The sequence below is a fragment of the Desulfocastanea catecholica genome, from assembly GCF_054657295.1.
The window spans coordinates 1-814 of record NZ_BAAHYZ010000107.1 but is presented as its reverse complement, the minus strand read 5'-3'; the positions used below and the strand labels follow the sequence as shown (position 1 = coordinate 814).

The 814-nt window shown below is 42.9% G+C and carries 1 protein-coding gene; it reads left to right on the top strand.

The window, feature by feature from the left end; genetic code table 11:
- Positions 1 to 108: 108 nt before the first annotated feature.
- The coding region (locus ACYQ8U_RS23060; protein ID WP_459947905.1) for an IS1595 family transposase at positions 109 to 814 on the top strand (706 nt) is incomplete at its 3' end.

Below are 814 nucleotides of genomic sequence, written 5' to 3'. Positions count from 1 at the left end.
CTGATTACGTACAAACCTCAGCTACTATTTTTTTTTGGAGGGGTATCACTATATGAGTACCCTGCCATGTTAAACTACCTCCATTCCATTAAACAAAAGGAGGTAAATATGTCGAAAAATTCAATCCAGTTCCAACCAAGTATCAGTTTGCAAGAGTTTATCTCACAATACGGTTGTGAAGAGCAGTGTTATCAGGCACTTTTCAGATGGCGATGGCCTAATGGATTTAAATGTCCAGAATGTGGCCACGATCGCTATTGCAACTTGAAATCACGAAAACTCATGCAATGCAACAGATGCCGCTCTCAAATTTCAGTTACTGCCAGGACGATATTTGACTCGACCAAGCTGCCGCTGACAACCTGGTTTCTCAGTATTTATCTCGTTACACAATCTAAAATTAGCATCTCCGCTCTAAGTTTGAAACGAACTGTTGGTGTATCTTATAATACAGCCTTATTGATCAAGCATAAAATCCAACAGGTTATGAAAGAACGAGACGACTCCAAACCCATCTCAGCCACATACGTGCAAGTTGACGACGCCTATTGGGGCGGCAAAAAACGTGATGGTCGGAGAGGCCGCGGAGCAACCGGTAAAACTCCTTTTGTTGCTGCAGTTTCAACCAATGACCACGGTCATCCAATCCATATGCGTTTCAGCCAAGTTACATCCTTTACCAAGAAAGCTATCATTGATTGGGCATCCAAACATCTTTGTAATGGTAGCGAAATTATCACCGATGGCCTTCTCGGTTTTGAAGGCCTTGATGATGCTGGTTTCTCTCACAAAGTCATTATCACTGGAGGAGGGC